Source organism: Mycobacterium kyogaense, from assembly GCF_036946525.1.
Taxonomy (GTDB): Bacteria; Actinomycetota; Actinomycetes; order Mycobacteriales; family Mycobacteriaceae; genus Mycobacterium; species Mycobacterium kyogaense_A.
The window spans coordinates 42,401-65,369 of sequence record NZ_JAQIIY010000018.1 but is presented as its reverse complement, the minus strand read 5'-3'; the positions used below and the strand labels follow the sequence as shown (position 1 = coordinate 65,369).

Sequence of the window (22,969 nt, the reverse complement as noted above, 5' to 3'; positions counted from 1 at the left end):
CTCAGTTCTCCTTGAACGGGAAGCCCAGCGCACGCAGCAGCGCCCGACCTTCGTCGTCGTTGGTCGCCGTGGTGACGACGGTGATGTCCATGCCGCGCGGGCGGTCGATGCTGTCCACGTCGATCTCGTGGAACACCGACTGCTCGGTCAACCCGAAGGTGTAGTTGCCGGTGCCGTCGAACTGCTTGCCGTTGAGTCCGCGGAAGTCGCGGATACGGGGCAGCGAGATCGAGATGAGCCGGTCCAGGAACTCCCACATGCGGTCGCCGCGCAGCGTGACGCGGGCGCCGATGGGCATACCCTCGCGCAGCTTGAACTGGGCGATGGACTTGCGGGCCCGGCGGATCTCGGGCTTCTGGCCCGTGATCAGCGCGAGGTCGTTGACCGCGCCGTTGATCAGCTTGGCGTCGCGGGCGGCGTCACCGACACCCATGTTGACGACGACCTTGACCACGCCCGGGATCTGCATCACGTTGGCGTAGCCGAATTCCTTCTGCAGCGCCTCGCGGATCTCTTCGCGGTAGCGCTGCTTCAGGCGGGGCAGGGTCTTCTCTGCGTTCTCTACAGTGGTCATCTCGCTCAGATGTCCTTGCCGTTGGTCTTGGCGATGCGGACCTTCTTGCCGGTCTCGTCATCGATGCGGTAGCCGACGCGGGTCGGCTTGCCGTCGGAATCGAGCAGCATCACGTTGGACACCGCGATCGCGGCTTCCTGGGTGACGATGCCGCCGGAGGAGGCGCCCCGCTCGTTGGCGGACTGCGCGGTGTGCTTCTTGATCCGGTTCACGCCCTCGACCAGGACCTTGTTGCGCTCGGGGTAGGCCACGAGGACCTTGCCCTTGGCGCCCTTGTCCTTGCCCGAGATGACGAGCACCGTGTCGCCCTTGCGAACCTTCATCACAACACCTCCGGGGCGAGCGAAACGATCTTCATGAACTTCTTCTCGCGCAGTTCGCGACCGACCGGCCCGAAGATGCGCGTGCCGCGCGGGTCGTTGTCGGCCTTGATGATGACGGCGGCGTTCTCGTCGAACTTGATGTAGCTGCCGTCGGCGCGGCGGCGCTCCTTGACGGTGCGCACGACGACGGCCTTGACGACGTCGCCGCGCTTGACGTTGCCGCCGGGGATGGCGTCTTTGACGGTGGCCACGATGACATCACCGATGCCTGCGTAGCGCCGCGACGAGCCACCGAGAACGCGGATGCACAAGATCTCCTTGGCGCCCGTGTTGTCGGCGACCTTGAGCCGCGATTCCTGCTGAATCACTCGATCTCCTCGACCTGGGTTTTCGTATGCACGCAGGATTACCGACCCTGACGTGCGCGGTCTGTGTCACCTAAAGAGCACGCAGGGTTTTCTCTGGCGCGAGTGAACCCGCGAGATAACCGAGGTCTGCCCTAGGCAACCCCTACATACTAGGTGAGCTCGGCGAATGCACCAAATCGCTGGTCAGGCGGGGCGGTCAGTCCCTGTTGAACGCCCGCGCGAAGTCACGCTCGAGGTCGGTGTACGGCGCGCCGGACACGTCGATCTTCACCTGGGCGATGGTGCCGCCGGTGAAGGGGAACGGCGCGTCGTACGCGCGCGTCACCGGTGAGCCGGTGTTGGCCCCGACACTCAAACTGGCGGCGGCCAGACCGAAGGTGCCCGGGTGCACGTGCATGTCGCCGTAGTCGCCCACCTGGGTGTCGTCGACGTAGAGCGCTGCGTCGCCGACGGGGGTGTGGCTGCCTTCAGCGGTCCCGGTCCGGGTGAACGCGAATCCCAGGACGTGCTGCCCGGGTGTCAGCGGATCGGCTGACGACAGGGTCTGCTCCTGCTCGCCGAGGAAGTTGTAGCTGAAGTGCAGCCGGCCGCCCTGGACGTACATCACGTAACCGCCGTGTGCGCCACCGTGTTTGACGACGACACCGGCAGCTCCGTCTGCCCCGACGGTCACCTCCGCCATCACCGCGAACGAGCGGCCACGCAGCTCCACGACGGCACCCATCCCGACGTCGGCGGTCCCGGGATAGTAGACATAGGACTCTCGTTCACCGGCGATGTACGGTCGCCACCGCGTCATGGTCTCGATCATGTTCAGATCGCTCAGCGGCAGCCCGTTGTATTTCGCCGCCTCGGCAAACCACAGATCGACCATCTCCGAGAGCTTCTCGGGGTGTTCTGCGGCCAGGTCCCGGCACTGGCTGCGGTCGGCCTCGATGTGGAAGAGCTCCCAGCGGTCGGCGTCGAAGTGTGACCATCCGGCCGGCGACGCGGCGTGCACCGTGTTGGCGAACCAGCCCTTGTGCCAGACGCCGCGCGTGCCCAGCATCGTGTAGAACTGGGTCTCCTTGCCCGTGGGAGCGTGCGGATTCTCCAGTGCCACCTTGAAACTCACGCCATCGAGTGGTTTCTGCGGCACCCCGCGCACGATCGCGGGCGGGGTGATGTCGAGCAGGTCGTAGACGGTGGGCGTGATGTCGGAGACGTTGACGTAGTTGTCCCGCACCTCCCCGTGCGCGGCAATACCTTTGGGCCAGGACACGATCGCGGTGTCGGCGATCCCGCCCTCATGGGAGGCGTAGCGCTTGTAGAGCTTGTACGGGGTATTGAACGCCATCGCCCAGCCGATCGGGTAATGGTTGTAGGTCTGCGGCCCGCCCAGATCGTCGAAGTGCTTGAGGCTCTCCTCGACGGAGTCGATGTAACCGTTGAAGAACTTGACCTCGTTGACCGATCCGTTGGGTCCGCCTTCACCGCTGGCGCCGTTGTCGGAGATCACGACGACGATCGTGTTGTCCAACTGGCCCGATTCCTCGAGATAATCGAGGACGCGCCCGATCTGGTCGTCGGTGTAGGACAGGAAGCCGGCGAACACCTCGGCCATCCGGCTGAACAACCGCTTCTCGTCGTCGTCGAGGTCGTCCCACGGCCGCACGGTGTCCTGCGCCGGCCACGCCTCACCGTTCGGGCCCGTCACGTCCGAATACGGGTTCATCGGCGAGAGTTCGGTGTCGGGTGGCACGATGCCGAGTCTCTTCTGGTTCTCCAGCACGATCTCGCGGTAGCGCTCGTAGCCCATGTCGAACGCACCGGCGTAACGGTCTGCCCATTCGGCGAACACGTGGTGTGGCGCATGCCCGGCGCCCGGACACAGGTAGGTGAACCACGGCTTGTCCGGGGCGATCACCTTCGCGTCCCTGATGAACTCGATCGTCTTGTCGGCCAGGTCTTTCGACAGGTGGTAGCCGTCTTCCGGCGTCGCCGGCGGCGGGACCGGATGATTGTCGTAGACCAGCTCGGGATACCACTGGTCGGTCTCCCCGCCCATGAACCCGTAGAACCGTTCGAACCCCCGGCCCAACGGCCAATGACGTTTGGTCGACGCGAGATTGGATTCTTCGAGCGGGGTGAGGTGCCACTTGCCGACGCAGTAGGTGTTGTAGCCGTTCTCGGCGAGCACCTCGGGAAGCAGCGCGGTGTCGAACGGGATTCGACCGTTGCAGTTGGGGAAACCGTCGGTGAACTCCTCGATGGTGGCCATTCCCACCGTCGTGGCGTTGCGACCGGTCAGCAGCGAAGCGCGCGTCGGGCTGCACAGCGCGGTGGTGTGAAATTGACTGAGCCGCACTCCCCGTTCGGCGATGCGGCTCATCGCGGGCATGTTCACCAGCCCGCCGAAGCAGTCCCACGTGGCGATGCCGGTGTCGTCCCAGACGAGGTAGAGGACATTGGGTGCCTCCGGCTGAGCGACCGGCGCCGCGTACGGAGCCCAATCGGGTTCGGAATCCCGGATGTCGAGTTCGATCTTGCCGTTGAATTCCGAGGCCATAGCGCCGGAGAGTACACCCAGCGAAGTGCCCCAGCAGGCAAAACCCCCGCCGCCTGATGGCGTGCGGGGGTTTTGACAGGTCGTGCCGCTTTGCGTTACTTGGCCTTTTCGAGGACCTCGACGAGGCGCCAGCGCTTGGTCGCCGACGTCGGCCGGGTCTCCATCAGCGAGACGCGGTCGCCGACACCGGCATCACCGTTCTCGTCGTGCGCCTTGACCTTGGTCGTGGTGCGAATGATCTTGCCGTACAACGGGTGCGACTTGCGGGACTCGAGCTCGACCACGATGGTCTTCTGCATCTTGTCCGACACCACGTAACCGATGGCGGTCTTGCGACGACCGCGCGGCTCTTCGGTGCGAGGGGTGTGCTTGTCACCCTTCGTTTCTGCCATCAGGAATCCTCACCTCCGGGTCCGGCGGCCAGACCCAACTCACGTTCGCGCAGCACGGTGTACACCCGTGCGATCTCCTGCCGGACGACACGCAGCCGGCGGTTGTTGGCAAGCTGGCCGGTCGCCATCTGGAAGCGCAGGTTGAACAGCTCTTCCTTCGACTCGCGCAGCTTGTCGGTCAGTTCGTCGTCGGTGAGCTCACGAAGCTCTCCTGTCGATACTCCTACAGCCATCAGAAGGTCTCCTCTCTGGTGACGATGCGAGCCTTGATCGGCAGCTTGTGGATGGCGCGGGTCAGAGCGTCCCGGGCGATCTTCTCGTCGGGGTAGCTCAGCTCGAACAGCACGCGGCCCGGCTTGACGTTGGCCACCCACCACTCCGGCGAACCCTTACCGGAACCCATGCGGGTCTCGGCGGGCTTCTTGGTCAGCGGACGGTCGGGGAAGATGTTGATCCACACCTTGCCGCCACGCTTGATGTGCCGGTTGATGGCGATACGAGCGGACTCGATCTGCCGGTTGGTGATGTAGGCGTGCTCCAGGGCCTGGATGCCGTAGTCACCGAAGCTGACGGTGGTGCCGCCGCTGGCGACGCCGCGCTGCCGCGGGTGGTGCTGCTTGCGGTGCTTGACCTTGCGGGGAATCAGCATGACTAGCTCTCCGTGCTTTCCGGGGCAGGTGCGCCCGCGGTCGCTTCCACGGCTGCGGGTGCTTCTGCCGGGCTCTCGGTGGCGGCCCGGCCGGCGTCGGTGCTCGTCGCCGTGGTGCCCGACGCGCCGCTGCGGCGCGGACGGGTACCCGACGGACGCTCGCGACGCGGGCGGTCCGCGGACGGTGCGGCGGCGGTCAGCTCACGCTTGCCACCGACGATGTCGCCCTTGTAGATCCAGACCTTCACGCCGATCCGGCCGAAGGTGGTCTTCGCCTCGTAGAGGCCGTAGTCGATGTCCGCGCGCAGCGTGTGCAGCGGGACGCGACCTTCGCGGTAGAACTCCGAGCGGCTCATCTCGGCGCCACCCAGGCGGCCCGAGCACTGCACCCGGATGCCCTTGACGTTGGGCTGGCGCATCGCCGACTGGATCGCCTTGCGCATCGCACGGCGGAACGCCACGCGGTTGCTCAGCTGCTCGGCCACACCCTGGGCGACCAGCTGCGCCACCGACTCGGGGTTCTTGACCTCGAGGATGTTCAGCTGCACCTGCTTCTTGGTGAGCTTCTCCAGGTCGGCGCGGATGCGGTCGGCCTCGGTGCCGCGGCGGCCGATGACGATGCCGGGGCGCGCGGTGTGGATGTCGACCCGCACGCGGTCACGCGTGCGCTCGATCTCGACGTCGGCGATGCCGGCGCGCTCCAGGCCCGTGGCCAGCAGCTTGCGGATCGCGACATCTTCCTTGATGTAGTCCGCGTACTGCTTGTCGGCGAACCACCGCGACTTCCACTCGGTGGTGATGCCGAGACGGAAACCGTGCGGATTGATCTTCTGACCCACTACTCCGAGCCTCCCTTGTTGCTGGCGGCCTTGCTGGCCTGCGCGCGGCGGGCGCGTGCTGCGGACGCACCCTGCCTGCCTGCGTTCTTGGCCGGCCGGCTCTCCACGATCACGGTGATGTGGCTGGTGCGCTTCCGGATCCGGTACGCACGACCCTGCGCGCGCGGCCGGATGCGCTTGGCCGTCGGTCCCTCGTCGGCCATGATGGCCGCGACCACCAGCGTGCTCGGGTCGAGCCCGTCGTTGTTCTGCGCGTTGGCGGCAGCGCTCGCGATCACCTTGGCGACCGGCTCGCTGGCGGCCTGCGGCGCCCAGCGGAGGATGTCGAGGGCCTCCTCGACGCTCTTCCCGCGGACCAGGTCGATGACGCGGCGGGCCTTGGTGGCCGAGACGCGCACGAAGCGCGCCTTCGCCGACGCGGACGGATATTCGATGGCTGTAGTCATGATTAGCGCCTCTTGGCCTTCCGGTCATCCTTGATGTGACCCTTGAAGGTGCGGGTGGGGGCGAATTCGCCCAGCTTGTGCCCGACCATCGACTCGGTGACGAACACCGGCACGTGCTTGCGACCGTCGTGGACGGCGAAGGTGTGGCCGATGAAGTCCGGGATGATGGTGGACCGGCGCGACCAGGTCTTGATGACCTGCTTGGTGTTCTTCTCGTTCTGCACGTCGACCTTCTTGAGCAGATGGTCGTCGACGAACGGGCCCTTCTTCAGGCTGCGTGGCATCGCTTTACTCCCTAGCGCTTATTCTTGCCGGTGCGCCGGCGACGGACGATGAGCTTGTCGCTCGCCTTGTTCGGCTTGCGGGTGCGGCCTTCGGGCTTGCCCCACGGGCTGACCGGGTGGCGGCCGCCGGAGGTCTTGCCTTCACCACCGCCGTGCGGGTGGTCGACCGGGTTCATCACGACACCACGGACGGTGGGGCGCTTACCCTTCCAGCGCATACGGCCGGCCTTGCCCCAGTTGATGTTGGCCTGCTCGGCGTTGCCGACCTCGCCGACGGTGGCGCGGCAGCGCACGTCGACGCGGCGGATCTCACCGCTGGGCATACGCAGCGAGGCGTAGGTGCCTTCCTTGCCGAGCAGCTGGATGCTGACACCGGCCGAGCGGGCGAGCTTCGCGCCGCCGCCGGGCCGCAGCTCCACAGCGTGGATCACGGTGCCGGCGGGGATGTTGCGCAGCGGCAGGTTGTTGCCGGGCTTGATGTCGGCGTTGGCGCCCGACTCGATGACGGCACCCTGCTTCAGACCCTGCGGCGCGATGATGTAGCGCTTCTCGCCGTCCAGGTAGTGCAGCAGCGCGATGTTGGCCGTGCGGTTCGGGTCGTACTCGATGTGGGCGACCTTGGCGTTGACGCCGTCCTTGTCGTGGCGACGGAAGTCGATGACGCGGTAGGCGCGCTTGTGGCCACCACCCTTGTGGCGAGTGGTGATACGACCGTGTGCGTTGCGACCGCCCTTGCCGTGCAGCGGACGAACCAGCGACTTCTCCGGATGGTCACGCGTGATCTCGGCGAAGTCGGAGACGCTCGACCCGCGGCGACCGGGGGTCGTCGGCTTGTACTTGCGAATTGCCATGATTCTCTAGTTCTCCCTGCCGGCTAGGCCGGCGCTCCGAACAGGTCGATGGGCTTGCTGCCCGCGGCGAGCGTCACGATCGCGCGCTTGGTGTCCTTGCGCTTGCCGAAGCCGGTGCGGGTGCGCTTGCGCTTGCCCTGCCGGTTGGCCGTGTTCACCGAGGAGACCTTGACGTTGAAGATCTTCTCGATGGCGATCTTGATCTGCGTCTTGTTCGAGTCCGGGTGCACGACGAACGTGTACACGTTGTCCTCGATGAGCCCGTAGGACTTCTCCGAGATCACCGGGGACAGGATGATGTCGCGGGGATCGGTCACGTTAGCCATCAGGCCGACACCTCCTCAGTCTTCTTCGTCGCGCCTGCGATGTAGGCGTTGAGCGCCTCGACGCTGAAGACCACGTCGTCGGCCTTGAGCACGTCGTAGGTGTTCAGCTGATCCGGCGAGATCACATGCACGCCAGGCAGATTGCGCACGCTCAGCGCACTGGTCTCGTCAGTGCGGCCGATCACGACCAGGACCTGCTTGCGATCGGTCAGTGTCGCCAGGAACGACTTCGCGCTCTTGGTCGACGGCGCCTGGCCTTCGACGATCTCGGTGATCGCGTGGATCCGGTCGTTGCGCGCCCGGTCCGACAGCGCGCTGCGCAGAGCAGCCGCGATCATCTTCTTCGGGGTGCGCTGGCTGTAGTCGCGCGGCTGCGGGCCGTGCACGACACCGCCACCGGTGAACTGCGGCGCACGGGTCGAACCCTGGCGGGCGCGACCGGTGCCCTTCTGGCGGTACGGCTTCTTGCCGCCGCCGGAGACCTGTCCGCGCGTCTTGGTCGCGTGGGTGCCCTGGCGCTTGGCGGCGAGCTGCGCCGTCACCACCTGGTGCATCAGCGCGATGTTGGGCTCGACGTCGAACAGCTCTGCGGGCAGCTCGATCGAGCCGTCCTTCTTGCCGGCCGGAGTCTGAACATCAATTTTGAGTGTCATGCCTTCTCGCCTCGCTTGATTGCGCTGCGGACAACGACCAGTCCACCGTTACGCCCGGGGACGGCACCTTTGATCAGCAGCACGCCGTTCTCGGCGTCCACCTTGTGCACCTTCAGGTTCTGCGTGGTCACGCGGTCGCTACCCATGCGGCCCGACATGCGCGTGCCCTTGAACACACGGCCCGGGGTGGCACAGCCACCGATCGAGCCCGGCCGACGGTGCACGGCCTGCGCGCCGTGAGACGCACCTTGGCCCTTGAAGCCGTGGCGCTTCATGGTGCCCGCGAAGCCCTTGCCCTTGCTGGTGCCGGTCACGTCGACGTACGCGCCGTCGGCGAAGATCTCGGCGGTCAGTTCCTGGCCCACCTCGTACTCGGCGGCCGCGGCCTCGTCCTCGAGCCGCAGCTCGGCGAGGTGCCGGCGCGGGTTGACGCCCGCGGCGGCGAACTGACCGGTCACCGGCTTGGTGACCTTGCGGGGGCTGATCTCGCCGTAGGCGAGCTGCACGGCGCTGTAGCCGTCGCGCTCCGGGGTGCGGATGCGCGTCACGACGTTGGGCCCGGCCTTGACGACCGTTACCGGCACGACCTTGTTGTTCTCGTCGAACACCTGCGTCATGCCCAGCTTGGTGCCCAGAATGCCTTGTCTAGCCATTGCTCTGGAATTCCTTTACTGGATGTTGACGTCGACGCTGGCCGGCAGGTCGATACGCATGAGCGCGTCGACCGTCTTCGGCGTGGGGTCGAGGATGTCGATCAACCGCTTGTGGGTGCGCATCTCGAAGTGCTCCCGCGAGTCCTTGTACTTGTGCGGGGACCGAATGACGCAGTACACGTTCTTCTCGGTCGGCAGCGGCACCGGGCCGACCACACTCGCGCCCGTCCGGGTGACCGTCTCGACGATCTTGCGCGCCGAGGCATCGATGGCCTCATGGTCGTAGGCCTTGAGCCTGATGCGGATCTTTTGTCCCGCCACGCTTCTCCTACCTCACTACTAACGGGCCCTCGAAAGGGCCTGGCTGTGCCGCCGCTGTTTACCTGTCTGTGGTTCACCGGTCCACGCGGTCGGGTGTGTCGCCCGTAAACCTGGTGGGACCGGACGCGCCCCGCAAGGGGCGCCAGTCGCATGCCAAGGCCAGGCGAACCCGGCTCAAGGCAACCCGAACAGTATGCCTCAGATCGGCGCGTGCTCCAAATCCCTGGTCAGACCGAACTTACCGGCGAGTAAGGTTTTCGTGATGACCACTTCTGCGACCTATCGCGCATGGCAGCGACTCGATCGTGTGCCCGGCGGTTCCAGGATTTTCTCACTGGCCGCGATGGCCAGAGTGCCGTACTTCGCATCGATCCTCCCTCATGTCCGACGCATGGAGCCCGGCGTGGCCGAGGTGTCGGTCCCCAAGTGGTTCTACCTCTACAACCACCTCGGCACGGTGCACGCGATCGCATCCTGCAATGCGGCCGAGGCCGCAATGGGGATGCTGATGGAGGCGACGGTGCCGACGACGCACCGCTGGATTCCCAAGTCGATGAACGTCGCCTACCTGCAGAAGGCGACGACGTCACTGCGGGCGACGGCGCGATTGGAACCGCCGGACTTCACCCAGATCACCGAGGGCGCGGAACTCGTGATCCCGGTGAGCGTCGTCGACGACAACGGCACCGAGGTCGTCCACGCCGACATCACCTGCTGGGTGACGCCCGCCTAGTCAGGCGAGGCTGTCCCAGAAGTCGCACTGATGGACGGCGCGGAAGTCGCCGGACATGCGGCTGCCGTCGGGCTGCAGCGACATCACCCGGTTACCGTCACCGAATGCGTCCCACCGGGGTTGGCCGTCGGTGTTCGGCGAGGCCGTCTTCACGAACGAGGCCCAGTAGTCGATCATCTGGTCGGCGAGCTTCTGCTGTGCGGGGTCGAGCGGTAGCGCGGGCCCCACGTCGAACAGGTAGCGCAGTTCCAGGGAGTGGCTCGCGCCGACGGGGAACGGCAGGGTCTTGAGCGGTTCCGGCGCCGGCGCCCCGCGGTCGTCGAACTCGTAGAAGTAGACGGGCTCGTCGCGGATCGCGCGGGCCATCCGGTCACCGAGACAGGAGAAGACGCCGTCGGTGACGGCTGCGGAATAGGCGAGCGGGACGTCCGGGTAGGCCGAGAGCGGGTAACGCTCCTCGACCGCGCGGGCGTTGGGCCCGAACGCGCCGGTCAGCAGCCGCGGGTAATCCTGCGGGCCGTAACGCACCCCATCACGTAGGTACTGCATGCCGACGAACAGGGTGAACTCGTCGCGGGTGGTGCCGATCAGCACCGGGACCCGCTGCGCGTCGGGGCCGCCGATCACCCGTACGGGGTCCACGGGAAGCGCGGCCGAGCCGGTGACCGGTCCGCTGAGCTGGTCATCGCCGATGCCGTAGAGCCACACCGGCTCCCGCAGCTTGTCGGCGGGAAGCGACCTCAGGCACTGGGCCGCGGCGGCCGGATCGGCGCAGCCCGTATCGGCGGCGTAGGCCAGCGAGCGCTCCTGGCCGACGGGGAGCGTCGCCTGCGCCTGGCACGGCCCGCTCTGGATGATCGCCGCGGAGAACAGGCCCCGCGAGCCGGGCGCGACGAGGTGATCGCAGACCGACATTCCGCCGGCGGACTCCCCCGCGACGGTAACGCGGTCGGGGTCACCGCCGAAGGCGGCGATGTTGTCGCGGACCCACCGCAGCGCTGCCTGCTGGTCGGCCAGCCCGTAGTTGCCGACCTGCCCCGGCGGGCCGAGTGCCGGGTGGGCGAGGAAGCCGAGGGCACCGAGCCGGTAGTTGAGGGTGACGACGACGATGTCGCCGCGCGATGCGAGCCGGTGCGCGTCGTAGATGCGTCCGCTGCCGTTGACGAATGCGCCGCCGTGAATCCACACCATCACCGCACGCGGCTGCGACGTCTGCCGCGCGGGGGTCCAGACGTTGAGGCTCAAACAGTCTTCGGCGGTCTGCCGGCCCAGCTCGAGGTCGCCGCCGAGGCTCTGCATGCACCGCGGACCGAATGCCGTGGCGTCGCGCACCCCCTGCCACGGCGCCGGCGGCTGCGGATCGGCGAATCGCAACGGGCCGACGGGCGGGGCGGCGTAGGGCACATCGGCGAAGAGCCGATGATCCGGCGCGACGACGCCGCGCAGAGTGCCCGACGAGGTCTGCACGAGGGCGGGATCGGTGGGCTGCGGCGCCGCGGCGGGCTGTCCGTCGCTGCGGACGCAGCCGGCCACCAGCATCATCGTCGCCAGGAAGGCTGTCAGGCAGGCCGGCAGCCGCGTCCATCGCACAGTCGCGAGCCTACTGGCGCCGGTAAAGTGCGCCGCGTGACGAAGGACGGCCGCCGGGAGGCCGATCTCGGCGTGATGGCGGGCCGCCTGCTGTTCGCGACCCAGGGCGAACTGTTCCGCCGGCTGCACGACAAGGGATTCGACGACATCGCCCCGCGGCACGGCGTCGTGTTGGCCTATCTGCGGGACGAGGGTGTCCGGGCCACCGACCTCGCTCGCCGCTCCGGTCAGCTCAAGCAGGTGGTGGGTGTGATCGTCGACGATCTCCAGCGACTGGGCTATGTGGAACGCGAGCCCGACCCCGCCGACCGCCGGGCCAAATTGATCGTCCCGACCGAGCGGGGTCGTCGGCAGATGGCGGCCGCGACGGCAATCATGGCCGACATCATGGACCGGCATGCCGAGCATCTCGGCGCGAAGGAGTTCGACCGTTTCATGCGTGATTTCGCGAAGGTCGTCGAGCATCAGCGCGACGCCAAAGACGCTGACTAGCAACTGATCTCATTATGAACCAGATATCAGCGCTTGACACCGTCGTGGACCCGAAGTAGTAATTATCACTGATAGTCATTAATAGTTACTATTTTAGCAGGAGGCCGCCGTGCCCGACACCCGTCGTACACCCTTCACGCAGACCAACACCGCCGTCCTGCTGATCGACCATCAGGTCGGCCTGTTCACGGGCGTGCGCGATATCGACGTCAACGAGCTCAAACACAACGTGGTGGGCCTGGCCCGCGCCGCGCAGGCCCTCGACCTCCCGATCGTGGCCGTCACGACCGCCCGCGACAGCATGTGGGGACCGACCATCCCGGAGCTCCGCGATGCGCTCGATGGGCAGGAGATCCTGGACCGGTCCACCGTGAATGCCTGGGACGACGAGAGATTCGTCGCGCTCGTGGAGCGGACCGCGCGCGATCACCTCGTGATCGCGGGCCTGTCCTTCGAAGTCTGCACCTCACTGCCCGCGATCTCCGCCCGGGACAGGGGCTTTCAGTCGGTGATCGCGCTGGACGCGTGCGGCACGTTCTCCACCCACAAACGCGAGGCGGGTCTGGCACGGCTGACGACGCTGGGTATCGAGGTGTCCGACTACGCCACCATGATGGTCGAGATCATGGGCGACAACGCCGATCCGCGGGCTGCCGCCGTCTACGCCGCACTCGACATGCCGTTCGCGACGCTGATGGGTCAGGTGGCCGGTGCCCTCGTATGACGTGATCTGCGAATAGCGCCGTCAGGCGTTGGCGCCGCCGTCGACCAGGAATCCCGCCCCGGTGATCTGCGCGGCGTCGGGCCCGGCGAGGAACGCCACCATCGCGGCGACCCCCTCGGGCCGTCCGAATCGGCCCAGCGCCGTCTTCTGCACGCGCGCTTGTGCATTCGGCCCGTCGGCGGGGTTCATGTCGGTGTCGGTGGATCCCGGGTGCACGAGGTTCACCGTGACACCACGGGGTCCGAGATCGCGCGCGAGGCCCTGGGTCCATCCGATCCTGGGTCAGGGACCCGGGTGGCCAGATTGCTTCCCGTGGAAATGATTCGACCGCCCGCACCGAGGTGCGGCAGTGCCGCCAGCGTCGCGACCATGACCCCGCGGACGGACAACTGCTCGATCGGTCCACCGCGAAGCACGCCGGCGTTGTTGACGAGGATGTCGAGCCCGCCCAGTGCTGTGACCGCATCGTCCACCGCCTGCCGGACTGACGCGGTCTCCCCCGCCGACATGCGCACGGCGACAGCGCGTCCGCCGTCGCGCGTGATGTCGGAGACGACAGCCTGTGCCGCGTCTGCCGACCGTTCGTAGGTGAGCGCGACCGCAGCACCGTCACCGGCCAGGCGCCGGGCGATCGCCGCTCCGATTCCGCGGCTCGCGCCGGTGACCACCGCCTTCTTGCCGTCGAGTGATCCCATGATTGCCCCCTAGCCAGGATAGTAACTATTGTTTACCAAATGCGAGACGGCACGCTTCCTGTTCCCCTCGACCCCGACGACATCGCGCCCGGGCGCGCTCTCCGGATGTCCTTCGCGCGCTTCTGGTCCACCGAGACCGGCGAACCGCGCGAGGTGTACGACCGGTTCGTCGCTGCGACCCCGGTGGCGGACGGCGTCGCCGTCACCCCGGCCGACGGAGTGCCCGGCCACGGCATCTGGGTGCGGCCTGCCGACGCCAATTCCGAAGGCGCTCTGCTGTTCCTGCACGGCGGCGGCTACGGCCTCGGCAGCGCCGACGCCTACGCGGGATTCGTCAGCCAGCTTGTTGCCCTCACGAAGGTGCCGGCGTTCGTCCTCGACTACCCGCTGGCGCCGGAGGCATCCCTGCCCACGGCGCTCGAGCTGGCCGTCGCGACGCTCCGCCGGCTGCGCCGCAGCCACCCCGCGGTCGCCGTCGTCGGCGACTCCGCGGGCGGCGGCCTCACGCTGGCCACGGTCACCGAGGCAGTCCGGCACGCAGGCATCGACGTGGCGGCCGCCGCGGTCTTCTCGCCGTGGACGGATTCGGGTCTGAGTGGGGACAGCGTCTGGGCCAACGCGATCTCGGATCCGCTGCTCGATCCGGAGTATCTACGCCAGTCAGCTGCGGCCTACCTCGGCGATGTCCCCGCCGACGATCCGCGGGCCTCGCCACTGTTCGGCGCATCGGGCGATCTGCCGCCCGTGTTGATCCAGGTAGGCACCGACGAGATCCTGCTCGATGACTCCGTCCGCTATGCCGACGCCGTACGCGCCGCGGGCGGACCGGTGCAGCTCGAGGTCTACCAGGGCATGCATCACGTGTTCCAGCTCAACGTCGAGCAACTCCGTACCGCCCGCCGCGCGGTGACTTCGGCCGCGGGCTTCCTCGCCGCCCGTCTGCGGGAGAGGATCTCCGCATGACGGCGCGGCACCTGCAGGCAGACCTTGTCACCATCGGCTTCGGCAAGGCGGCCAAGACCCTGGCCGCCGCACTCGGTGCGCAGGGTCGACGCGTCGTGATGATCGAGCACTCCGAGACCATGTACGGCGGCACCTGCATCAACATCGGCTGCGTGCCCACCAAATCGCTGGTGTTCCAGGCAGAGCACGCCGAAGGCGATCCGCCCGATCCGCGGATCTACACCCATGCGGTGCGCGCGACGGCCGACCTGACCGCCGATCTGCGCGCCAAGAACTTCGCGATGCTGGACAGTCTGGCGACCGTCGACGTGCTCACCGGATTCGCCGCGTTCACCGACCCCCACACCGTCACGGTGCAGACCGCCGACGGGGAGGTCACGGTCACCGGCGAGCACATCGTCATCGGCACGGGATCGGAACCCGTCGTGCCGGACATCCCCGGCCTGCACGGCAACGATCGCATGGTCACGAGCACCGACCTGCTCACGACCGAGGACCTTCCGCGGCAGCTCGTGGTTCTCGGCGGCGGTTACGTGGGGCTGGAGTTCGCCGCGATGTACGCCCGCTACGGCGCGGAAGTCACTGTGCTGGAACGTCATTCGGCCATCCTCGGCCAGGAGGACGACGACGTCGCGACGATGGCCGCAGCCCTTCTGGCCGCCGCGGGCGTCCGGATCGTGACATCGGCCACCCTGACGGCCGTCGACGGCGCAACCGTGCACTACGAGGTCGACGGGACATCCGCGTCGGTCCAGGGTGAGCGCATCCTCGTCGCGCTGGGCCGCCGGCCCGTCACCGCAGGCCTGCAGTTGGACAGGGCCGGGGTCGAGACCCGCGCGGATGGCTCCGTCGTCGTCGACGAGCACCTGCGCACGAACCAGCCCCACGTCTTCGCCGTCGGCGACGTCAACGGCGGGCCCCAGTTCACCTACATCTCCCTCGACGACTACCGCGTGGTGCTCGACCAGCTGACCGGGACGGGCCGGCGTAGCACCGCCGATCGGGTGGCGGTGCCCTACGTGCTGTTCATGACGCCGCCGCTGGCCCGGGTGGGCCTGACCGAACGCGCCGCCCGCGCCGACGGCCGCACCGTGAAAGTCGCCGCCCTGCCGGTGGCGAAGATGGCCACGGTGCCGCGCGCGCGGATCGTCGGACACCCCGAGGGGATGATGAAGGTCGTCGTCGACGCCGACACCGACGAGATCCTGGGTGCGGCACTGCTCAGCCATGACTCGCACGAGGTGATCAACACCGTCGCGCTCGCGATCCGCCACCGCATCACCGCGACGCAGTTGCGCGACGAGATCTACACACATCCGTCGATGACCGAGGCGTTCAACCAACTCCTCGGGGCTCTGGCAGAGTCGAGGGTGGCGCCCGTCACATGAACTGCTAAATTGACATGCGTCAAGTAGCCCCCTCGAGGAGATGCGAATGAGCGAGCCCCGCACGATGGACGATGCCGCGAAAGTCCTGGCCGACCCGTCGGCGTACGCCGACGACGCCCGACTGCACGAGGCACTGAAACATCTGCGCGCCAACGAGCCGGTGGCGTGGGTCGACAACGCTCCCTACCGGCCGTTCTGGGCGATCACCAAGCACGCCGACATCATGGCCATCGAGCGCGCCAACGACCTGTGGCTCTCCGAGCCGCGTCCCCTGCTGGCCACCGCGGCCGCCGACGACTACATGGCCCAGCAGATGGAAGCCGGCATCGGCCTGCGCACGCTGATCCACATGGACGATCCGCACCACCGCAAGGTGCGCTCGATCGGCGCAGACTGGTTCCGCCCCAAGGCGATGCGCGACCTCAAGGTGCGCGTCGACGAGCTGGCCAAGCGGTATGTCGACCGGATGCGCGACAGCGGCGGCGAATGCGACTTCGTCACCGACATCGCGGTGCAGTTTCCGCTGTACGTGATCATGTCGCTGCTCGGGTTACCCGAGGAGGACTACGGCCGCATGCATGCGCTGACCCAGGAGATGTTCGGCGGCGACGACGACGAGTACAAGCGCGGCGTCAGCCCCGAGGAGCAGATGGCCGTGCTGCTCGACTTCTTCACCTATTTCTCCTCGCTGACCGCGTCCCGCCGGGAGACCCCGACCGACGACCTCGCCTCGGCGATCGCCAACGGGCGCATCGACGGCGAGCCCCTCTCCGACATCGACACCGCCTCCTACTACGTGATCGTGGCCAGCGCCGGCCACGACACCACCAAGGACGCCATCTCGGGCGGACTGCTCGCGCTCATCGAGAACCCCGACGAGCTCGCCCGGCTGCGCGACAACATGGACCTGATGCCGACCGCGGTCGAGGAGATGATCCGCTGGACCACCCCGGTCAAGGAGTTCATGCGGACCGCCGCGGAGGACACCGAGGTGCGTGGTGTGCCGATCGCCAAGGGTGAATCGGTGTATCTGGCCTACGTGTCGGGCAATCGGGACGACGAGGTCTTCGACGAGCCGTTCCGCTTCGACATCTCCCGCGACCCCAACCGGCACGTGTCGTTCGGCTACGGCGTGCACTTCTGTCTCGGCGCCGCACTGGCTCGCATGGAGATGAACAGCCTGTTCACCGAGCTGGTGCCCCGGCTGGAGTCGATCGAGCTGGCCGGCGAGCCGGAACTGGCCGCGACCACGTTCGTCGGCGGACTCAAGCACCTGCCGATCCGCTATTCCGTGCGCTGACCGCAAGGAAGCCGTCCACTGCCGCGACAGCTGTTGCGCGGTAATCGAATTCAGTCAGTGTGCTGATCCGACCGAACACCAGCGGGCCAATCAGCAGAGCGAACGTGGTCGTCCTGTCGACGCGTCCGAGAGTCTCTACCGCGTCGGGGTGCTCGAAGATCGCGTCGAACGGCGCCGAATACTGCTCGGCGATCCGCTCCCGCAGCGTGCCCACGACACCGCCGGCGGTCGGCACTTCGGCGATATCGGGCCCCAGCGACAGCCACGCCATCGCTGTCAGCAGGGTCGGGGCGTCGGCGATGGCGTCGGCCCACTCCCCCACGACGGCGATCAGTCGATCCCGCAGCGTGCCGTCCTTCGGCGGCATCGGCGGCGGCGGGATGAGGCTCATGAATGCCGCTGCGACAAGATCATTGGAGCTCGGGAAGTGCCGGTAGAGGGTTGCGCGCGCGACGTTGGCGTGCCGGGTCACCGCGTCGATCGTCACCGCACCCGGACCGCCCGCGCGGAGCAACGTCGTCGCGGCCTCCAGCAGTCGCGCGCGCGAGCGGGCCGGTCTCGGATCACCACCGCCGGCCGTCATGGTGTGCCCTTTCTCGTCGACGGGTACAGGGGACGGATATAGAGACTATCGGTCTTGCACCGAGACTGTTAGTCTCGAAATCCCGGTGAGAGAGAATCCATGACCGATACCCGCACGTCGTCCGATCAGGATATCGACGCCGAGATCGCCGCACTGTCTCCGCGCGGTCGGCGCTGGCTGCTCACCGTCGCCAGCCTGGCGCTGCTCCTGGTGATCTCCTCGATGGTCGCCCTCAACGCCGCACTGCCCGACATCGCTCTCGAGACGACGGCGACGCAGGCACAGCTGACGTGGATCGTCGACGCCTACACGCTGGCGATGGCCTGCCTCCTGCTCCCAGCCGGTGCTCTCGGTGACCGCTACGGCCGCCGGGGCGCCCTGCTCGTCGGACTGGTGATCTTCGGGGTGGCGTCGGCGGCCCCCATCGTGTTCGACACACCCACCCAGCTCATCGCCGCCCGGGCGCTCACCGGTGTCGGCGCAGCGTTCGTGATGCCGGCAACGCTCTCGCTGCTCACCGCGGCGTTCCCGAAATCCGAACGCCACAAGGCAATCGGTATCTGGGCGGGGGTCGCAGGCTCCGGTGCGATCGTCGGATTCCTCGGTACCGGCCTGCTGCTGCAACACAATCCGTGGCAGTCGGTGTTCATCGCGCTGTCCGCGGAAGCGGTGCTGGTGTTCGCGCTCGCCGCCACGATCGGCAGCTCGCGCGATCCTGAGGCGACGCCGATCGACTGGCTGGGCGCCGCGCTGATCGGGACTGCGCTCGCGATGTTCGTCGTGGCAGTCGTCGAGGCGCCGATGCGCGGCTGGACCGATCCGCTGGTGCTCGCCGGGCTGGCCGGCGGCATCGTGCTCGCGGTCGCCTTCACGGTCGTCCAGTTGCGCCGTCGCCACCCCCTGCTCGACGTACGACTGTTCGGCAGGCCCGATTTCGCCACCGGCGCCATCGGCGTCACGATGCTCTTCCTGGCCAACTTCGGGTTCTTCTACCTCGCCATGCAATTCCTGCAGCTGGTCATGGGCTACTCGGCGCTGGGCACGGCGTTCGCGCTCGCGCCCCTGGTGGTGCCGGTGATGGTGCTCAGCGTGACGGTGCACCTCGTCCTGCCGAAGATCGGCTTCCGATGGACGGTCACCGTCGGGCTGCTGCTGATCGCCACCGGCTTGTACTGCATGCGGTTCGCCGACGCGGACGCGGTGTATCTGGACGTCATGTGGCCGATGTTGATCATCGCCAGCGGCGTCGGACTCTGCACCGCCCCGACGACGTCAGCCATCATGAACGCCGTCCCGGACGAGAAGCAGGGCGTGGCATCGGCGGTCAACGACGCGACGCGCGAACTCGGCGCCGCGGTCGGCATCGCCGTGGCCGGATCGATCCTCGCCGCCACCTACCGCTCCTCGTTGGCCCCGCAGCTGTCCGCGTTTCCGCCGCCGGTGCGCGACACCGCCACCGACTCCCTGGCCTACGCGCTGTCCCTTTCCGATCGGATGGGCCCGCAGGGTGAAGCGCTGCGCGAGGCGGCTCGCTCGGCGTTCGTGCAGGCCTCCGATCACGCGATGCTGGCACTCGCCGGAATCGTCCTGGCTGCAGCAGTTCTCGTCGCGGCATGGGCACCGGGCCGCGACGGCAAGCAGCTGTTCAGGAAATGAACTCGGCCGCGCGGTGTGCGGCCATCACGATCGTCGCGTGCGGCCCCCGGCTGGGGATGGCCGGCAGGATCGATCCGTCGACCACCCACAGGCCGTCCACACCGAGCACCCGGCACCGACTGTCGAGGACAGCCGTCGGGTCATCGTCGCGCCCCATCCTGGCGGTGCCGCACAGGTGCTGCGACGTCGCCCACGACGGTCTCGATTGCACTGTGCCCCCGGCGATCTCGACGGCGATCTCCGCCCCTTGCGCCAGCAGCTCCACGTCGGCGGGCGCCGTGTCGTAGCGCTGCTCGATCAACGGGTCGACGAGCGGGTCGGCCGACACCAGCGTGACCCGACCGCGGGAGGCCGGTCGCATCAGCGTTACCCCCAGGTGCGGTTGGTCGGTCGGATCGTCGCGCCGGTCGCTCGTCATGGCACCGAAACCCGCAGTGTAGGGCCGGATCTCGATACCCTCGGCTGTCGTCAGCACCGCCTCCAGTGGAGGTAGTCCATGGGTGGCGGGCCAGCTGACGGGAAGCACCCACTCCGGGTGGTCGACCGTGTCGACCCCCACCGGCAGATCGGCCACCACCGGCACCCCGAGTCGACTCGACGCCGACGCGGGTCCGATGCCCGAGAGCATCAACAGGTGCGCCGATCCGATCGCTCCCGCGCTGACCACCACCCGGTCGGCGTGCAGCACCACGGGTCCGTCGGGCCCGACGCACTCGGCGCCGACCGCGCGCCCTCCGTCGAAGAGCAGGCGCACCACCCGGGTGTCGGTGAGCACCGTGAGGTTGGGCCGCTGCATCGCCGGCTCCAGGAAGGCGCCGCCCGGCCCGACCCGGGTACCCCGATCGATGTTCAGGGGCACCGCGCCCACCCCCGGCGGCACCGGCGCCTGCGGCGTCGACCCGTTCAGATCGTCCACCCGCGCAAATCCGGCGTCGAGCGCCGATCGCACGAAAGAGGCTGTGCACCCGTCGAATTCGGCCACCCGCCGCACCGTGATGGGTCCGCTGTCACCGTGCAGTTCCCCGGTGAAGTCCAGGTCCCGCTCGATCGCGACGAAGTGGCCCAGCACGTCAGTCCACGCCCATCCGGACAAGGCCCACCCGTCGATGTCGGATGGCAGCGCGCGGCAGAAATACCCGCCGTTGACCGCGCCCGACCCTCCCACCACGGCGCCCCGCATGATCTCGGCGATGCGGCGCGGCGCCTCGGTGAGCACGGCCGAGTACCGCCGCACCACCCCGCTGGCCTCGCCGAGCGGCAGCCGTAGCGCATCGGTGATCTGGCGACGCACCCGCGGATCGCCGGGCGACGGACCCGCCTCGACGACGGTGACCGAGCAACTCTCGTCGGCGGAGAGTCGCTCCGCCAGAACGGAACCGGCGCTGCCGGCCCCGATGATCAGCACATCATCCACGGCGGCGGCCAACGCGGCGTCAGGTTCTGATCTGCGGCTTGAGCGCCCCGGCGTGGCGTTCGCGGATCACCCCGGTCCACAGGCCGAGGCCGTACGCGATGTCGTCGAGGCGCTTGAGCAGCAGGAAGGTGACGATGCCGACCCGCTTGGTGTCGTCGTCGATGCCGCTGTGGCTGCGGGTGGCCCAGTCGAACACGCCGTCGAGGACGGCGGCCACCAGGACCACCTGTCGGCAACGCCGGGAGCACACGGCGGCCACCAGGGCCACCGGCCAGTAGTGCCGGCAGATCGCAGAGGCCAGCTGCAACGCAGCCGACCACAGCCCGTGTGCGGCGACGACCGCGACCTCCATCGGTTCGGTGCGCACACTCGCCAGTGACCTGGCGAGCCGGCGGCCGGTGAACACCGCCACCGCCACCGAACCCAGGTAACCGAGGCGCGATCCGAGGGCGACCAGCAGCCAGACCACCAGCGTCCACCCCGAGATCACCAGCGGCGCCGTCTTCCCGGGGTGCCGGATGGACAGCGGCGCCGCCGATCCGCCGTAGAAAGACTTGCGCGCGAACCACTTTCGCAGTTCGACCCGGTGGTCGTGGGCCACCAGCGCGATCGGTTCATAGCGCAACCGGGCGCCGGCCTCGTTGAGTCGCCAGCACAGGTCGACGTCCTCGCCGGAGGTCAACGTCTCGTCGAAGCCACCCACGTCGAGCAGCGCGCTCCGGCGGCAGATGATCGCGGCACTGGGCACGTAGGAGACGGTGCCGAACGGCACCACCGGCGCCTCCCGCAATCCGAGGTCCAGAGACGACCGAACCGCCTCGTAGCGCGCCACCACGCTGTCGGAGGGCTGCAGCGCGACGATGCGCGGCGCGGCAAGAGCGACCGCGGGGTCACAGAAATGCCCGAGCAGTGCCTCCAGCCAGCCGCGCCGCGGCACGACGTCGGAGTCCAGGAACGCCACGAAGTCGGTGCCGCACGCCTTGAGCCCGGCGTTACGCGCCGCAGCGGGACCGCGATTGCGCTCCAACCGGAGCAGGCGAACATCGCCGTGGACATCGCAGAAATCGTTGTCGCGCAATGGAATCGTGGAGCCGTCGTCGACGACCACGACCTTCAGCCCGCGCACGGCGCCGAGCAGACGGACCAGTCCGGACGGGTTGTCGCGCACCGGGATCACCACGGTGACGTCGCGGTGCGACGGTCCGCTCAGCGGTCGCGGGTGAGCGACCATGGCGTCGAGCAGGGTGCGCGCCAGCTGCGCACTGACGGCGTCGTGCACCTCGAGCCGCCCGCCGTTGAGCATGGTCTGGGCTGCGGGCGCCAACCGCAGCAGGCGCGTCGGCGAGCCGCCGAGAAGCGCTGCCCCCTCCCCGAGGACGCGCACACGTCGATCGACTTGAACGGCGAAACCATCGGGCAACCGCTGTCCCGTCACCTCAACATCCCCTGGCCGTCAGGCGCCCAGCGGGTGATCCGGTCAACCCCGGTGTCGACCATCCCAGCAAAGATCCTGCCCCCTTCTGCCGCCGTCGCCGTCGTCGGATCTCCGAGGATACCCAGCGAACTCACGGCGGCGACTCCCCCTCGGCGCATCTGCGGCATCAACTCCGCCAGCGACCCCTGATTACCCGGAACCCTCAGATTCTCACGAACCGCACCGGGCGAAATATGTAGCAATACAGACGTTTCGGTGTGACCGGCGTGGGCGTCGCCGCCGGGGGCGACGCACGAGCACCATGCGACGTCGCGCGCCTCGTAACGCAGCAGCGACACCGCCTCGCGCAGCGCGGCGACATTGCCACCATGGCCGTTGACGAACACGACCCGCGAGGCCCACCGACACGCCGAACGGGCGAATTCCACCAGAAGTTTTGACACAGCCGGTGTGCCAATGGAGATGGTTCCGGCGAATCCCTCGTGCTCACCGCTGGCGCCGTAGGCGATCGCGGGAGCAACCAGCCACTGACCCGTCAGGCGATTGACGAGAGCGTCAGCCACGGCGGTGGCGATGCGGGTGTCGGTGTCCAACGGCAGATGAGGTCCGTGCTGCTCGGTGGATCCGACGGGAACGATGAGCGCGGACGCGCAATCCTGCAGCTGTCTCGACGTCGAGTTCCCGAGCTCGTGGGGTGAAGCCACGCGAGCATGGTAGGCCGAATTCACCTGCCGTGCGCCAGTTGTTGGCGCATGCGTGGCAAGAGATT

The 22,969-nt window shown here is 67.9% G+C and carries 29 protein-coding genes; 7 read left to right on the top strand and 22 right to left on the bottom strand.

Features of this window, described 5'->3' with window-relative positions; translation table 11 throughout:
- Position 1 precedes the first annotated feature (1 nt).
- From rplE to rpsJ, 15 genes are all read right to left on the bottom strand, one after another.
- Positions 2-574 carry a 50S ribosomal protein L5 gene (rplE, locus tag PGN37_RS16165; protein ID WP_335332023.1) on the bottom strand — a complete coding sequence of 191 codons (573 nt, stop codon included), beginning with the start codon at positions 572-574 and terminating at the stop codon, positions 2-4.
- A gap of 5 nt (positions 575-579) precedes the next feature.
- Positions 580-897, bottom strand: coding sequence for a 50S ribosomal protein L24 (gene rplX / locus PGN37_RS16160; protein WP_143818580.1), 318 nt, complete (start codon positions 895-897; stop codon positions 580-582).
- On the bottom strand, positions 897-1,265 hold the full coding sequence (gene rplN, locus PGN37_RS16155; RefSeq protein WP_024440402.1) for a 50S ribosomal protein L14: 369 nt from the start codon (positions 1,263-1,265) through the stop codon (positions 897-899). Before rplN ends, rplX begins: the two co-directional genes overlap by 1 nt.
- Positions 1,266-1,461: 196 nt before the next feature.
- On the bottom strand, positions 1,462-3,813 hold the full coding sequence (locus PGN37_RS16150) for an arylsulfatase (RefSeq protein ID WP_335332022.1): 2,352 nt from the start codon (positions 3,811-3,813) through the stop codon (positions 1,462-1,464).
- Between the two features lie 95 nt (positions 3,814-3,908).
- Positions 3,909-4,205, bottom strand: a complete 297-nt coding sequence (rpsQ, locus tag PGN37_RS16145; protein WP_335332021.1) for a 30S ribosomal protein S17 — start codon at positions 4,203-4,205, stop codon at positions 3,909-3,911.
- A complete protein-coding gene (gene rpmC, locus PGN37_RS16140) occupies positions 4,205-4,438 on the bottom strand; it encodes a 50S ribosomal protein L29 (protein ID WP_046362683.1) in 234 nt (77 codons plus the stop codon). Before rpmC ends, rpsQ begins: the two co-directional genes overlap by 1 nt.
- On the bottom strand, positions 4,438-4,854 hold the full coding sequence (gene rplP, locus PGN37_RS16135; protein WP_046362682.1) for a 50S ribosomal protein L16: 417 nt from the start codon (positions 4,852-4,854) through the stop codon (positions 4,438-4,440). Before rplP ends, rpmC begins: the two co-directional genes overlap by 1 nt.
- Before the next feature lie 2 nt (positions 4,855-4,856).
- Positions 4,857-5,693, bottom strand: a complete 837-nt coding sequence (gene rpsC, locus PGN37_RS16130) for a 30S ribosomal protein S3 (protein WP_046362681.1) — start codon at positions 5,691-5,693, stop codon at positions 4,857-4,859.
- On the bottom strand, positions 5,693-6,139 hold the full coding sequence (rplV, locus tag PGN37_RS16125) for a 50S ribosomal protein L22 (RefSeq protein WP_335332020.1): 447 nt from the start codon (positions 6,137-6,139) through the stop codon (positions 5,693-5,695). The genes rpsC and rplV overlap by 1 nt, the downstream gene beginning before the upstream one ends.
- A gap of 2 nt (positions 6,140-6,141) precedes the next feature.
- Positions 6,142-6,423 (bottom strand): 30S ribosomal protein S19, encoded by a 282-nt coding sequence (rpsS, locus tag PGN37_RS16120; protein ID WP_006245110.1) that lies wholly within the window; start codon positions 6,421-6,423, stop codon positions 6,142-6,144.
- An 11-nt stretch (positions 6,424-6,434) separates the two neighbouring features.
- Positions 6,435-7,274, bottom strand: coding sequence for a 50S ribosomal protein L2 (gene rplB / locus PGN37_RS16115; RefSeq protein WP_335332018.1), 840 nt, complete (start codon positions 7,272-7,274; stop codon positions 6,435-6,437).
- A gap of 23 nt (positions 7,275-7,297) precedes the next feature.
- Positions 7,298-7,600 (bottom strand): 50S ribosomal protein L23, encoded by a 303-nt coding sequence (gene rplW, locus PGN37_RS16110; protein WP_335332017.1) that lies wholly within the window; start codon positions 7,598-7,600, stop codon positions 7,298-7,300.
- Positions 7,600-8,253 (bottom strand): 50S ribosomal protein L4, encoded by a 654-nt coding sequence (gene rplD, locus PGN37_RS16105; RefSeq protein WP_335332016.1) that lies wholly within the window; start codon positions 8,251-8,253, stop codon positions 7,600-7,602. Before rplD ends, rplW begins: the two co-directional genes overlap by 1 nt.
- Positions 8,250-8,906: a 50S ribosomal protein L3 gene (rplC, locus tag PGN37_RS16100; protein WP_335332015.1), complete on the bottom strand. Its 657-nt coding sequence runs from the start codon at positions 8,904-8,906 to the stop codon at positions 8,250-8,252. Before rplC ends, rplD begins: the two co-directional genes overlap by 4 nt.
- Positions 8,907-8,921: 15 nt before the next feature.
- The gene (rpsJ, locus tag PGN37_RS16095; protein WP_003883485.1) at positions 8,922-9,227 is read right to left on the bottom strand and encodes a 30S ribosomal protein S10; all 306 of its coding nucleotides are present in this window, start codon (positions 9,225-9,227) and stop codon (positions 8,922-8,924) included.
- 262 nt (positions 9,228-9,489) lie between these two features.
- Between rpsJ and PGN37_RS16090 the strand changes: the two genes are divergently transcribed.
- A complete protein-coding gene (locus PGN37_RS16090; protein WP_335332014.1) occupies positions 9,490-9,960 on the top strand; it encodes a hotdog fold domain-containing protein in 471 nt (156 codons plus the stop codon).
- Here PGN37_RS16090 and PGN37_RS16085 read toward each other — a convergent pair whose 3' ends face one another.
- Complete coding sequence (locus tag PGN37_RS16085; protein ID WP_335332111.1) at positions 9,961-11,499, bottom strand: carboxylesterase/lipase family protein; 1,539 nt, start codon at positions 11,497-11,499, stop codon at positions 9,961-9,963.
- Positions 11,500-11,586: 87 nt separating this feature from the next.
- On the opposite strand from PGN37_RS16085, the gene PGN37_RS16080 reads away from it, so the two are divergent.
- Entirely contained in the window at positions 11,587-12,042 is a 456-nt protein-coding gene (locus tag PGN37_RS16080) for a MarR family winged helix-turn-helix transcriptional regulator (RefSeq protein WP_335332013.1), read from the top strand.
- Between the two features lie 109 nt (positions 12,043-12,151).
- Positions 12,152-12,766, top strand: coding sequence for an isochorismatase family protein (locus PGN37_RS16075; RefSeq protein ID WP_335332012.1), 615 nt, complete (start codon positions 12,152-12,154; stop codon positions 12,764-12,766).
- Positions 12,767-12,787: 21 nt separating this feature from the next.
- On the opposite strand, the gene PGN37_RS16070 is transcribed toward PGN37_RS16075, so the two are convergent.
- Positions 12,788-12,982, bottom strand: coding sequence for an SDR family oxidoreductase (locus PGN37_RS16070; protein WP_335332011.1), 195 nt, complete (start codon positions 12,980-12,982; stop codon positions 12,788-12,790).
- Between the two features lie 5 nt (positions 12,983-12,987).
- Complete coding sequence (locus tag PGN37_RS16065) at positions 12,988-13,461, bottom strand: SDR family NAD(P)-dependent oxidoreductase (RefSeq protein WP_335332010.1); 474 nt, start codon at positions 13,459-13,461, stop codon at positions 12,988-12,990.
- A gap of 39 nt (positions 13,462-13,500) precedes the next feature.
- Here PGN37_RS16065 and PGN37_RS16060 point away from each other — a divergent pair, with 39 nt between their 5' ends.
- The 3 genes from PGN37_RS16060 to PGN37_RS16050 are packed head-to-tail and all read left to right on the top strand — an operon-like array spanning position 13,501 to position 17,112.
- The gene (locus tag PGN37_RS16060) at positions 13,501-14,424 is read left to right on the top strand and encodes an alpha/beta hydrolase (protein ID WP_335332009.1); all 924 of its coding nucleotides are present in this window, start codon (positions 13,501-13,503) and stop codon (positions 14,422-14,424) included.
- On the top strand, positions 14,421-15,812 hold the full coding sequence (locus tag PGN37_RS16055) for an FAD-dependent oxidoreductase (protein ID WP_335332008.1): 1,392 nt from the start codon (positions 14,421-14,423) through the stop codon (positions 15,810-15,812). The genes PGN37_RS16060 and PGN37_RS16055 overlap by 4 nt, the downstream gene beginning before the upstream one ends.
- Positions 15,813-15,858: 46 nt before the next feature.
- Positions 15,859-17,112, top strand: a complete 1,254-nt coding sequence (locus PGN37_RS16050; RefSeq protein WP_335332007.1) for a cytochrome P450 — start codon at positions 15,859-15,861, stop codon at positions 17,110-17,112.
- On the opposite strand, the gene PGN37_RS16045 is transcribed toward PGN37_RS16050, so the two are convergent.
- Positions 17,078-17,695: a TetR/AcrR family transcriptional regulator gene (locus tag PGN37_RS16045; RefSeq protein ID WP_335332006.1), complete on the bottom strand. Its 618-nt coding sequence runs from the start codon at positions 17,693-17,695 to the stop codon at positions 17,078-17,080. The genes PGN37_RS16050 and PGN37_RS16045 overlap by 35 nt on opposite strands.
- Before the next feature lie 99 nt (positions 17,696-17,794).
- On the opposite strand from PGN37_RS16045, the gene PGN37_RS16040 reads away from it, so the two are divergent.
- Positions 17,795-19,351, top strand: a complete 1,557-nt coding sequence (locus PGN37_RS16040) for an MFS transporter (protein ID WP_335332005.1) — start codon at positions 17,795-17,797, stop codon at positions 19,349-19,351.
- Here the strand turns inward: PGN37_RS16040 and mftG are convergent.
- Genes mftG through mftE form a run of 3 tightly spaced genes read right to left on the bottom strand, consistent with a single transcriptional unit; the run spans position 19,341 to position 22,928 of the window.
- Positions 19,341-20,765 carry a mycofactocin dehydrogenase MftG gene (gene mftG / locus PGN37_RS16035; protein ID WP_335332004.1) on the bottom strand — a complete coding sequence of 475 codons (1,425 nt, stop codon included), beginning with the start codon at positions 20,763-20,765 and terminating at the stop codon, positions 19,341-19,343. The genes PGN37_RS16040 and mftG overlap by 11 nt on opposite strands.
- Positions 20,766-20,784: 19 nt before the next feature.
- Complete coding sequence (gene mftF, locus PGN37_RS16030; RefSeq protein ID WP_335332003.1) at positions 20,785-22,200, bottom strand: mycofactocin biosynthesis glycosyltransferase MftF; 1,416 nt, start codon at positions 22,198-22,200, stop codon at positions 20,785-20,787.
- Positions 22,197-22,928, bottom strand: a complete 732-nt coding sequence (mftE, locus tag PGN37_RS16025; protein WP_335332002.1) for a mycofactocin biosynthesis peptidyl-dipeptidase MftE — start codon at positions 22,926-22,928, stop codon at positions 22,197-22,199. The genes mftF and mftE overlap by 4 nt, the downstream gene beginning before the upstream one ends.
- Positions 22,929-22,969 lie beyond the last annotated feature (41 nt).

Bases quoted from the DNA above. Each gene is read 5' to 3' on its own strand.
- rplE (WP_335332023.1), bottom strand. From the start codon at position 574: ATGACCACTGTAGAGAACGCAGAGAAGACCCTGCCCCGCCTGAAGCAG.
- rplX (WP_143818580.1), bottom strand. From the start codon at position 897: ATGAAGGTTCGCAAGGGCGACACGGTGCTCGTCATCTCGGGCAAGGAC.
- PGN37_RS16150 (WP_335332022.1), bottom strand. From the start codon at position 3,813: ATGGCCTCGGAATTCAACGGCAAGATCGAACTCGACATCCGGGATTCC.
- rpsQ (WP_335332021.1), bottom strand. From the start codon at position 4,205: ATGGCAGAAACGAAGGGTGACAAGCACACCCCTCGCACCGAAGAGCCG.
- rpmC (WP_046362683.1), bottom strand. From the start codon at position 4,438: ATGGCTGTAGGAGTATCGACAGGAGAGCTTCGTGAGCTCACCGACGAC.
- rplP (WP_046362682.1), bottom strand. From the start codon at position 4,854: ATGCTGATTCCCCGCAAGGTCAAGCACCGCAAGCAGCACCACCCGCGG.
- rplV (WP_335332020.1), bottom strand. From the start codon at position 6,139: ATGACTACAGCCATCGAATATCCGTCCGCGTCGGCGAAGGCGCGCTTC.
- rpsS (WP_006245110.1), bottom strand. From the start codon at position 6,423: ATGCCACGCAGCCTGAAGAAGGGCCCGTTCGTCGACGACCATCTGCTC.
- rplB (WP_335332018.1), bottom strand. From the start codon at position 7,274: ATGGCAATTCGCAAGTACAAGCCGACGACCCCCGGTCGCCGCGGGTCG.
- rplW (WP_335332017.1), bottom strand. From the start codon at position 7,600: ATGGCTAACGTGACCGATCCCCGCGACATCATCCTGTCCCCGGTGATC.
- rplD (WP_335332016.1), bottom strand. From the start codon at position 8,253: ATGACACTCAAAATTGATGTTCAGACTCCGGCCGGCAAGAAGGACGGC.
- rplC (WP_335332015.1), bottom strand. From the start codon at position 8,906: ATGGCTAGACAAGGCATTCTGGGCACCAAGCTGGGCATGACGCAGGTG.
- PGN37_RS16090 (WP_335332014.1), top strand. From the start codon at position 9,490: ATGACCACTTCTGCGACCTATCGCGCATGGCAGCGACTCGATCGTGTG.
- PGN37_RS16085 (WP_335332111.1), bottom strand. From the start codon at position 11,499: ATGCTGGTGGCCGGCTGCGTCCGCAGCGACGGACAGCCCGCCGCGGCG.
- PGN37_RS16065 (WP_335332010.1), bottom strand. From the start codon at position 13,461: ATGGGATCACTCGACGGCAAGAAGGCGGTGGTCACCGGCGCGAGCCGC.
- PGN37_RS16060 (WP_335332009.1), top strand. From the start codon at position 13,501: ATGCGAGACGGCACGCTTCCTGTTCCCCTCGACCCCGACGACATCGCG.
- PGN37_RS16055 (WP_335332008.1), top strand. From the start codon at position 14,421: ATGACGGCGCGGCACCTGCAGGCAGACCTTGTCACCATCGGCTTCGGC.
- PGN37_RS16050 (WP_335332007.1), top strand. From the start codon at position 15,859: ATGAGCGAGCCCCGCACGATGGACGATGCCGCGAAAGTCCTGGCCGAC.
- PGN37_RS16045 (WP_335332006.1), bottom strand. From the start codon at position 17,695: ATGACGGCCGGCGGTGGTGATCCGAGACCGGCCCGCTCGCGCGCGCGA.
- PGN37_RS16040 (WP_335332005.1), top strand. From the start codon at position 17,795: ATGACCGATACCCGCACGTCGTCCGATCAGGATATCGACGCCGAGATC.